This window comes from Microcystis sp. M109S1, from assembly GCF_020247025.1.
In the GTDB taxonomy this organism is placed as follows: domain Bacteria; phylum Cyanobacteriota; class Cyanobacteriia; order Cyanobacteriales; family Microcystaceae; genus Microcystis.
Genome location: NZ_JADBRW010000006.1, coordinates 1 through 9,948, shown reverse-complemented (window position 1 = coordinate 9,948; position 9,948 = coordinate 1). Strand labels below are relative to the sequence as shown.

Below are 9,948 nucleotides of genomic sequence, written 5' to 3'. Positions count from 1 at the left end.
TGTCAGTCTGTAGAGCGACCATAAGACCAGAACAGAGTAAATCTGTTAAGGCCGGTGCGGAACCCCGCAAGGGAAAGAAGCAGAAACCTAAATCGTGAGGTTTGGGAATCACCGTCCGTTTACGGCGGTGAGGATGTCAACCTTGATTGTAACCAGTCCTTGTGCCTTCTTATATCCTTGAGGGTCAACAATTATACCAATACAAGTGTACAGAAAAACTCACCTGTAAAATCACTTACTCCCCAAAGCGATTAATAGCTGTAACCAAAATCACATTTTTGTCCATACCTAAATCACTATCTAGAGGATTTTCTCGGTCTATTGTGTAGTTAGTGGTAAAGTTAGTTAGGTCAAGACATTTTTGATCAGGAGTTTTCTGGGGAAATTGTGAAGGTATTAGGTAGTAGTAAATTTTCACTGGTTTCCGAAAACCATCTTCGACTTGATTGACCGATAGTTTAATAAAATCTCTGTGACTGCAATATAATGTTAAATGTTTAGGCAAGTATATAAAATGGGAATCGGGAGAGGTTAAAGCTATGCGTTTTTATTTAGAGTACATCAATCACTTAGGTCGTTTGCAGAAAAAATCCGCTCATCGTCGTCTGCAAGCGGGTTTCACGATTACAGAAGTCTTACTGGCAGGTTTGATGATGCTGATTGCCGTCTTGGTGGCGGGAATTGGCTTGATTAACCTGCTCAGAAGTAACTATCGAGCTAATGCCGATAGTGAAATCCGGAATAATCTTAATCGTACTCTAGAGTTTGTTTCAGATGAAGTGAGACGAGCAAGAATTATCGCTAATTCTGAAACAGCGATCACGAGTACTAAAGTACCCACAGGAGAGAAAGCAGTTCTTGCTTTCCAAATTCCCGACCCCAACAATCCCAGTCTGGCTCCGCTCAATGAACAGATCGTTTACTATACCACCGGCCCTAAAGATAGCTTGACCGGTCCGCGAGTCTTGTGGCGCTATGGTCCAAACTTGGACCCTAATGGCAACTACACCACCCCCGACGACATTCTTACTTGGCAACATTCTCCTGTCACCGATAGGTTAGCAGAGGATGCTGTTAACCCCAGTTGTCCTGCGGATTTTAACAAAATCTCCAACCCTATCTCCAACCCTCCTCAAGGTTTTTTTGCCTGCGTTCACAAAGATGGTAATCAAGTGATTTTGAATGCCGACGCTCAGATAAAGATGACTACCAATGACGAAGTTAAATACTCTGTCAATACCAGAGTTTTCACGAGAGCTTGTCAAATATTTTGCCTCACAAGCTCCACCCCTACTACCACCCCTACTACCACCCCTACTACCACCCCTACTCCCACCCCTACTCCCACCCCTACTCCCACCCCTACTCCTCCTTTTTATAGGACACCTGGTAGCGGGTCTACCACACCAACTCTACCCATCGTTACCGTGCCGGCAACTGTTACAGCTCAAGTTATTAAAGGAGGAACTTGTACATTCAGTTCTTCCTGCGGTGTTGTTACTGCACCTGACGAAGATTTGCCTGGGATACCGGAAGGAGCTTTGGGTTCACCTGTTCTGGCAAATGCTGGAGATGGCATTGTGGTTTTTGTGGATGGGTTGCGTAATGTCTATGAAAACACTCAAGCTCAAACCGTAGAGGTATATACCTCTGATAGCAACAATTTACCTGCAAACAGCAACAGTCTTACTCAGAACCAAATTTTATTAGTGTTTACGACTAAAACGACTCCACCAAACTCCTATGAGATTTTAGTAACCATTACACCCCAGTAGCTAAACTTATGGCAATAAGCTGAAACCTTGATGTTATCCTGGTTAGTTAACCTTATTCTTTCTCGGAAATCATGGCCAAATCCCCTTAACTAGATCCTAGGCTAAAAATCTAACTTAAACAGCGAATTGCCTCCAATAAACCCCTCGCTTTGTTGAGGGTTTCTTCATACTCTTTCTCCGGCTCAGAATCGGCTACTAACCCTGCTCCCGCTTGCACGGAAACCAGATAATTTTGATTACCTTGGGGACGAACAATCATAGTGCGAATTGTGATGGCACTATTTAACTGTCCCTCGAAATCGTAGTAACCATAAACCCCTGAATATGGACCACGACGACAGGGTTCTAATTCATGGATAATTTCCATAGCGCGAATTTTCGGGGCCCCACTGACGGTTCCCGCGGGAAAACAAGCTTTTAATAAATCCCAAGCACTTTTATTGGTTGCTAAATCCCCCACCACATTACTAACAATGTGCATAACGTGGGAATAACGTTCAATTATCATTAATTCATCCACTTTGACCGTACCTCGATCGCACACCCGACCTAGATCATTTCTCCCCAAATCCACTAACATAATATGCTCGGCAATTTCTTTGGGATCTTGCAATAAATCCGTTGCTAAAGCTTGATCTTCACTCAAGTTTTGTCCCCGGCGACGGGTGCCAGCAATTGGTCTGACCGTAGCCTTTATTTTACCTAATTCGTCCCGTTCTGCCTTAACCATCACTTCAGGACTAGAGCCAATAATCTGCCAATCCTTAAAGTTATAAAAAGCCATGTAAGGAGAAGGATTAATCAGACGCAGGGAACGATATAAATCGAAGGGATGACCCTGATAATTGGCATTTAAACGCTGGGAAATAACCACCTGAAAAATATCCCCCGCTTTGATGTAATCCTTCGCTTTCAGGACATTTTGACAGAATTTTTCCTGAGTTGTATTGCTTTCATAGACTAATTCTTTTCCCTGACTAACTGGTAATAATTCTAGGGTTTTGGCATTAGTTGGTAGGGGTAATCGTAACTTCAGAACTAACTGTGTCACTCGATCGCAGGCCGCTTGATAAGCGGCCGCTAAATCGGGATTTTTACCCCGGATATCGGCATAAGCGATCGCCCAGATTTTCCGTTTAACTTGATCGAAAATAATCAGATTATCCACCTGCATCCAAATACCATCCGGTAGATCGGCATCGGTAGCGGGATAAATAGGTACTCGCGGCTCGATCCAATTAATTAATTCATAACCCCAAAAACCAAATAAACCCCCTATTCCGGCGGGTAATTGCGGCAATTTAACCGGCACGATCGGGGCTAAACATTGGGTTAAAATCTCGAAAGGATCCCCCGAAAAAATCTCTTGAGAACCATCGCGAAAACTTTGGGTAGTGGTGTTTCCCCGCGCTTCTAATACCCAGACGGGATCGCCTCCTAAAAAGCTGTAGCGTCCCAAGGTTTCGCCCCCTTCCACCGACTCTAATAAAAAATTGTAGGCTTGATTGGCACAAACTTTATACCAGGCCGAAACGGGTGTTTCTAGGTCAGCGATCCATTCTTGATAGACAGGAATAAAGTTACCTTGGCCAGCGAGTTGACGAAAGCGATCGAAGTCGGGGAAGATCATATTTTGATGGTTCAGGAAACGGATAGCACAACACTTGTAGGGGAGAAAACTGACCAATATTACCAGCTATAACTAGGGTTTGCGGCAAAAAGTTTTTCGGTGGTGGTAGGGTGTGGGGTGTGGGGTGTGGGGTTTTACCAGTTTTGAGGTGGCCAATTACCTAATTTTCAGAGAAAAAGTCCCGGAATTTTCCCCCGATCACTGCCATATCCAGTACTTTTTGATTGACAAAAAGTCTAAAACTCTTACCCAACAAGGTTTTTAGATTTATTCAGCAAACCCTAACTAGCAATTGATTGCCGATTGCTATAAGAGAAATCGAGAGTCAGAAGTTAAATCTTCGGGCCAAATAGCTGCTAAATCTAACTCCCCACTCTCGATTTTAGGGATTATTTATGCTTCGTAGGGAGTGACACCAGAGAACTTAATTGTCGCTGGTTCGGGGTTTTTGCCGATATTGCGGTCTTTTTTGCCGAAAAATTCACGACCGGCGTTAACTTTTTCGGGGAAGACACCATCAGCAGGGTGGAGATACTGCACTTCACCACTGGGGTAAATCCGATAGATTTTGTAATCTTCGATTTTGGGCTTAAATTTCGTCCGCAATTGGGTACCAAGAGCGAGCGCCTGTTCTTTGCGGGCCAAATAGAGGAGATTTTCGCCTTCGTTCATGATAGCGGCGCCACCGGTGGGCATTTCAAAGACTTGTTCTTTGCTGCTTGTCCAGGTGATGGCGTACTTTTCTTCCAGATCGGCTTTGGTGAGTAAACCGCCCGTGCTGCCACCGAACTTAGGAGCTTTTCCAGAAAGTTCTGTCATAGGATTTTGTTCTCTCTACAAAAATAAACAAAAGGGGTTTTAGGGAATCCTATCACTGACACCCCCTCTCTCTAGTAGTCTTGTCAAGAACTGTAACATTATTTTGTACTAGACTATAGAACTAGGATTTACCGAAAAAGTTTTTCGTGGAGGCAGGGTGTGGGGTGTGGGGTGTGGGGTTTTACCCATTTTCAGGGAAAAAGTGCCTAAATTTTCCCCCCGATCACTGCAAGGACTGGCACTTTTTGATTTTAAAAAAGCCTAAAGATATTATCCCACAAGGTTTTTAGATTTATTCAGCCAGATAGAACTAAGCTCTTCGCCGATCGCCAACTTGCCCAGGAATCGGCCGCCACTTTAATCGATCGCCCGTCGGGAAATTTGCCAACTTAAAAAAATTACCGGAATTAATCCCACTAAGACAATGGCCAGGGCCGGCGCCGCCGCTTCCACTAAACGTTCATCACTGGCGTATTGATAAACGCGCACCGCTAGGGTATCAAAATTAAAAGGTCTTAAGACCAAAGTAGCCGGTAATTCCTTCATCACATCGACAAAAACTAACATAGCCGCCGTCAATAATCCCCCCGACAAAAGAGGAATATGCACTTTAATTAAAGTGGCACCAGTGCCATAGCCAAGGCTGCGGGAAGCATCATCTAAACTAGGTTTAATTTTACTTAAACTCGATTCTAACGTGGAGAAAGCTACGGCTAAAAACCGGACAATATAGGCAAAAATCAGACAGAAAATCGTGCCGCTCAGAATTAAATTGATATTTAATCCTTGATTTAAAAAGTTATCTAATTTGCCGATAGGAATTAAAACCCCCACGGCAATAACAATGCCGGGGATAGCATAACCAGCGGCCGCAATCCGCACAGAACCCTTAATAGTTTTATTCTGATTAAGTCTTTCCCCGTAGGCAAGAATTAAAGCTAAAACTACCGCAATAATTGCGCTTAAACTAGCTAGAAAAAAACTGTTTAACGATAAACTAAGAAAGTCATTATTAAAAGTTTCTTGGGCATGATTAAAGGCTAGATAGGCCAGATAGAAAGCAGGGGCGATAAAACCAAGAAATACTGGTAAAAAACAGAATAAAATTGCCAAGAAACTACGAACAAATCCTAGTTCGTACTTAGTCGGTGACTGGAAACGATTGGTCATTTCATAGTAACGAGCTTGACGACGGGAGGATTGTTCGAGGAAAACTAAAACGAGGATAAATACCATTAAAACTGTTGATAACTGCCCCGCTGCTATGCGATCGCCCATGCCGAACCAAGTATTATAAATCCCCGTGGTAAAAGCATTAATTCCGAAATACTGCACCGTACCAAAATCGTTAAGAGTTTCCATTAAAGCTAGAGCTAATCCCGCCATAATTGCCGGTCTTGCTAGGGGTAAAGCGACAGTAAAAAAACTGCGCCAAGGATTACATCCCAAGGAGCGACTTGCCTCCACCGTACAGACAGATTGCTCTAAAAAACCGACCCTTGCTAACAGATAAACGTAGGGATAAAGCACCAGTATTAACATCAGAATCCCCCCCCAGAGAGAACGGATATTAGGAAACCAATAATCCTCGACACTATTCCAACCGAAAACACTTCTTAAGAACGTCTGCACCGGACCAAAATAGTCCATCATATTGGTATAAGTATAGGCCAAGAGATAGGCAGGAGCGGCAAGGGGTAGTAATAATAACCATTGAAATTGTTGACAACCGGGAAATTGACACATCGTTGTTAACCAAGCTGTGCCGACACCGATGATTAAAACGCCGCTGCCCACCCCGCACATTAACCAAAAAGAATTAACTAGATAATCCCAGAGAACAGTTTCGATCAGATGTTGCCAGACTTGACTGGAATTAGTTAATAAACTACTGGCCACCGATAAAATCGGCAGGGACACAAGCAGGGCAATTAGTAAAACTGCAATTGTCCACCCCTGTCTAAAAAAAGAGCGAGATTCTTTCAGAAAAAACATTTTTAATAAGATTGTTAAAGCAATTTTTAAGGTGGGGGCAAATCCTAGGGACTGATAGAGTAAAATACCTAACTCTGTCATTGAATAGGCACTTTCAGGGCCGTCTATTCCCACTTCGCTAAGATTATTTGGTGAAATGCGACACCACCAATTTTCTTCTATGTCTTGGAATATGTCTGTGCGACATTGGCACTGGCGACCATTTGACAGCAACAATGATCTTCCCTGAAAATGTTGAGCAAATTTATCGGCCTTGCTCTCATCAGAATCACATTCTGCGGATAAACTAAATATCCATGCCATTTTCATAGACTCCTATTGTGTGTATGCCACTAATCCACCTTTTCCCAATATTTTTGGGTCTTTGCCAATGCCGCTTCCTACCTTTCTAGAGCCATTGTAACTCTTGGCATGATGCTAACGTGGGCTATCTTGGACAGCCTGTAAATCTCCTGTAATAATGCTGTCATCAATCTGCCACAAAGGCTCTTTGCCCATGCCGCCAAATTTTGGCTGTAACTGCTCACTTTTCACTCCTCACCCCCTCACGAACCAAAAAGCCTGTAAACTGGATTTTATCAGGTGGATTTGCTATTATTTGGCTCTTCCAAGCGATGCAAGCACTCCTGAACTGATAACACAGGTACGGATGAATTCAAAAACCCTTGACTATCGCGGGTCAAGATAGCATCAAGTCCTTGATCTACAGCACAAGCGACCTGAATCGCATCCTCATAATCAGCCAAACCTGAACTAAACGCTACCTCTAGAACCGCCCGGTTTACAGGGCAGATTTCCATTGCTGTCAATGTCTCTGAAACTGCTTGCCGTGCCTGCTCAATACTGCGAGTGTGTCTTCGAGCAATATAAAAAATGTCCGTGAGCGTTGTAGCTGTGACATACCCGACGATCTGACCAGAATCGATCGCCTGAAATAGTCGTTCTGCATCTTGGAAAAATAGCTCTCTCTCCAATAGAAAATCTAGGAGAACATTAGTATCAATTAAAACTCTCACTAAAGATATTTCTCCACCCGACGATCTTCCAACATGGCAGCTACTTCTTGGTCGGTTGGTGCAAGTTGGTCTGTTTTGAGTAAGCCACGCATCCGTTGAATTGCACCAGAACGATCAGGTCTAGCAATTGGGGTCTTCTGCAAGGACTCAATAATGGCGCTAACCAGATCAAGTCGATCGCTCGGTGATAGCTTAACCGCTTCTTCCTTTAGGTCTTGCAGTAACATAGACATTGCTTGGGGCTGAATATTCTGGAATTTATTAAAAATAATTATAACCTTGATTATGATCAGGGCTGTAGGGCTATCTTGGACAGCCTGTAAATCTCCATTGTTAGTTCTTTGGTGACATCTCTAAATCCTTCAACTTGCTCTCTTAGCATTGCCAAGTCAAAATCAGACATAGAGACTCTATTACCCTCTGCTGCTTCTAATCTAGCTTGGAATGCAAGAAAAAGATCACTGCGGTTTAACTTGTCAACTTCTTCTTGCATGGCCTGAATTTCTTCTTCAACTTTATGCTGAATAGAAACATTTGCCTCTTGAATGAACTCTCTGACCTTCAAGTATAATTACTCGCTTGCATAAATGAGATGCTCCCTATAGATTTTAGTATAACTCTTTTTCTGTAAGCATAACTAGGAGATGCTTTAGAGCGCCGTCTATCGAGGAAAATTAGTTAATCAATAGGCCTAGGTCATTGGCTCCTAAAAATTAGGATTTCTGTAACAGCTTGCGGTAGTCAAACACGCGAATGAGAGTCCCTTTTTGGGGTAAATCGGCGGCACGAATCCGTAATTTATTGTCCTCGATTAAACGGATATTTTTATCCTTGACTAACTTGAGAAACTCATCTACAGACACCAATTCACAGGCATTTTTATCGGCGGCACTGGTAAAGTATTGAGTTGGTATAGCAATTCGCGGCTGTAAAACTTCGATCGCCTGTTTTGCTTCTTGGGGATTATAATTTTTTGGACCACCTCCCACGGGAATAAAAGCTAAATCCGGCGAACCTAGGAGAATTCTTTGTTCTAATTCGAGCGGGGCTGCTGCCCCCCCCAAATGGACAATGCTAATCCCCGCTTGGGTCCAACGCCAGGCTACATTCATACCGAAACGTTGCCCACCCATGCGATCGTGGGCAATACTAATGCCCTGTAATTTTAATTTACCCAGATCATAGGCCCCCGGCTCAAACAAAATTTTCGGATTACCGGGTAAACCCTCGGCCGCCCCTTCATCCCACAGTTGACTACTAATTAAAACGATATCTGCTTCTACTTTTGGCAAAGGAAAACCCGCCGTACAACCGATCGCCCGGAAGGGATTAACTAGGACTCTTTGCCCTCCTCCGGTGAATAAAAAGCAACTATGACCCAACCATTGAACTAGGAGGGAATTATCGGGTTTTTGGGGGGAAGTGGGGTTGGTGGGTTTGGGTTTAGTTTCCGCTAAAACTGAGCTTACTCCCACGGTTAAGAAACTTGTCCCCGCCGATAAGATAAAATCTCGCCTTTTCATAAATGTAGATGCAGAATTAATCAAGTTAAGGTTAATTTCAGGGGTTGGGGATTAGTAAACACTAGAGGGATCGGAGAAAGTTTCTTAAAAGTTCCTTGCCGGCAGTGGTTAAAATACTTTCGGGATGAAATTGTACTCCTTGAATGTGGGGGTAATCCCGATGACGGACTCCCATGACCGTGCCATCTTCTACCCAGGCCGTGATCTCTAAATTATCTGGCATGGTGGAGCGCTCGATCACTAAACTATGGTAACGGGTGGCAGTAAAAGGATTTTCTAAGCCTTGAAATACCCCTTCATTGTTGTGATAGATTGGGGAAGTTTTGCCGTGCATCAAGACTGGGGCCGAGACCACATCCCCTCCGAATACCTGACCGATACTTTGATGACCGAGACAGACCCCCAAGATTGGCATATAGGGGCTAAATTTGGCGATTAATTCCAGAGATATGCCCGCATCGACCGGACGACCTGGACCGGGGGAAATGACAATCCCATCCGGCCGCATTTGTTCGATCGTGGCCAGATCGATTTTATCATTACGATAGACCTCGATCGGCACGGCGATCGGGAACTCGGAGGCTAATTCTCCCAAATACTGGACTAAATTGTAGGTAAAACTATCATAGTTATCGATGACGATTATCAAGAGTCTCTCTCCTTTCTTTAGCCTCGCTCAGTATTTTCATTCTACACCCCGGCTGTCTCGATCGAGATAGCCGGGGTGTAGGGGGTAGGCTATTTTTGTGCCGTCAGCTAGAATCTGCCCGGAATTGCTAATTACAGCCTAAACTATCTCTGGTGGCCACTCCCGTGACCGGATTAATCCCATCGGCCCGTTCACACATTAACTTGACCTGATAGCTATCAATTACCGCGTTAGTGAAATCGGCCCCGGTAATAATCGTGTCTTGACACTCCCCGCCGTAAAACGGACGGGGATTCTTGGTTCAACGACAGGGCTTAAAAATCTAAAGGAAGTGTAACCTTCACCCTACGACCAAATACCCCATCTAAAGATGCAAATATCGAGCCAGTAGCAATAGACTCCTAGCGGCCTTATCTCCCCAAGCGTAGATTATACTGTTCGGGTATGCCCTACCCTACAGTTTGAGTTTTCAGGGTTATGGGTGCTAGTTTTCGGTACTCGTTAGAGTCCATACGTTTTTTAAGAGGTTATTCGCTCCTCT

Annotated in this window: 10 protein-coding genes and 2 pseudogenes; 1 reads left to right on the top strand and 11 read right to left on the bottom strand. The window is 43.9% G+C overall.

Annotated elements, in window-relative coordinates; all coding sequences use genetic code 11:
- Positions 1-235: 235 nt before the first annotated feature.
- Complete coding sequence (locus IM322_RS00260; RefSeq protein ID WP_287673350.1) at positions 236-418, bottom strand: hypothetical protein; 183 nt, start codon at positions 416-418, stop codon at positions 236-238.
- 121 nt (positions 419-539) lie between these two features.
- Here IM322_RS00260 and IM322_RS00255 point away from each other — a divergent pair, with 121 nt between their 5' ends.
- Positions 540-1,775: a PulJ/GspJ family protein gene (locus IM322_RS00255; protein WP_287673348.1), complete on the top strand. Its 1,236-nt coding sequence runs from the start codon at positions 540-542 to the stop codon at positions 1,773-1,775.
- A gap of 109 nt (positions 1,776-1,884) precedes the next feature.
- On the opposite strand, the gene trpE is transcribed toward IM322_RS00255, so the two are convergent.
- From trpE to IM322_RS00210, 10 genes and pseudogenes are all read right to left on the bottom strand, one after another.
- Positions 1,885-3,405, bottom strand: coding sequence for an anthranilate synthase component I (gene trpE, locus IM322_RS00250; protein WP_287673346.1), 1,521 nt, complete (start codon positions 3,403-3,405; stop codon positions 1,885-1,887).
- Positions 3,406-3,798: 393 nt separating this feature from the next.
- Positions 3,799-4,224 (bottom strand): photosystem I reaction center subunit II PsaD, encoded by a 426-nt coding sequence (locus IM322_RS00245; protein ID WP_287673344.1) that lies wholly within the window; start codon positions 4,222-4,224, stop codon positions 3,799-3,801.
- A gap of 357 nt (positions 4,225-4,581) precedes the next feature.
- Positions 4,582-6,219, bottom strand: a complete 1,638-nt coding sequence (locus tag IM322_RS00240) for an ABC transporter permease (RefSeq protein WP_287673351.1) — start codon at positions 6,217-6,219, stop codon at positions 4,582-4,584.
- A gap of 380 nt (positions 6,220-6,599) precedes the next feature.
- Positions 6,600-6,729, bottom strand: a pseudogene (locus IM322_RS23625) (Tse2 family ADP-ribosyltransferase toxin); the annotation flags it as partial.
- Between the two features lie 68 nt (positions 6,730-6,797).
- On the bottom strand, positions 6,798-7,235 hold the full coding sequence (locus IM322_RS00235; protein ID WP_287673343.1) for a type II toxin-antitoxin system VapC family toxin: 438 nt from the start codon (positions 7,233-7,235) through the stop codon (positions 6,798-6,800).
- Positions 7,235-7,468, bottom strand: coding sequence for a hypothetical protein (locus IM322_RS00230; RefSeq protein WP_287629423.1), 234 nt, complete (start codon positions 7,466-7,468; stop codon positions 7,235-7,237). Before IM322_RS00230 ends, IM322_RS00235 begins: the two co-directional genes overlap by 1 nt.
- Before the next feature lie 56 nt (positions 7,469-7,524).
- Positions 7,525-7,800 (bottom strand): hypothetical protein, encoded by a 276-nt coding sequence (locus IM322_RS00225; RefSeq protein ID WP_158199069.1) that lies wholly within the window; start codon positions 7,798-7,800, stop codon positions 7,525-7,527.
- Between the two features lie 148 nt (positions 7,801-7,948).
- On the bottom strand, positions 7,949-8,758 hold the full coding sequence (locus IM322_RS00220; RefSeq protein ID WP_287673342.1) for an MBL fold metallo-hydrolase: 810 nt from the start codon (positions 8,756-8,758) through the stop codon (positions 7,949-7,951).
- A 61-nt stretch (positions 8,759-8,819) separates the two neighbouring features.
- Positions 8,820-9,407 carry an anthranilate synthase component II gene (locus tag IM322_RS00215; protein ID WP_287673339.1) on the bottom strand — a complete coding sequence of 196 codons (588 nt, stop codon included), beginning with the start codon at positions 9,405-9,407 and terminating at the stop codon, positions 8,820-8,822.
- 127 nt (positions 9,408-9,534) lie between these two features.
- Positions 9,535-9,669: pseudogene (locus tag IM322_RS00210) on the bottom strand (pentapeptide repeat-containing protein); the annotation flags it as partial.
- Positions 9,670-9,948 lie beyond the last annotated feature (279 nt).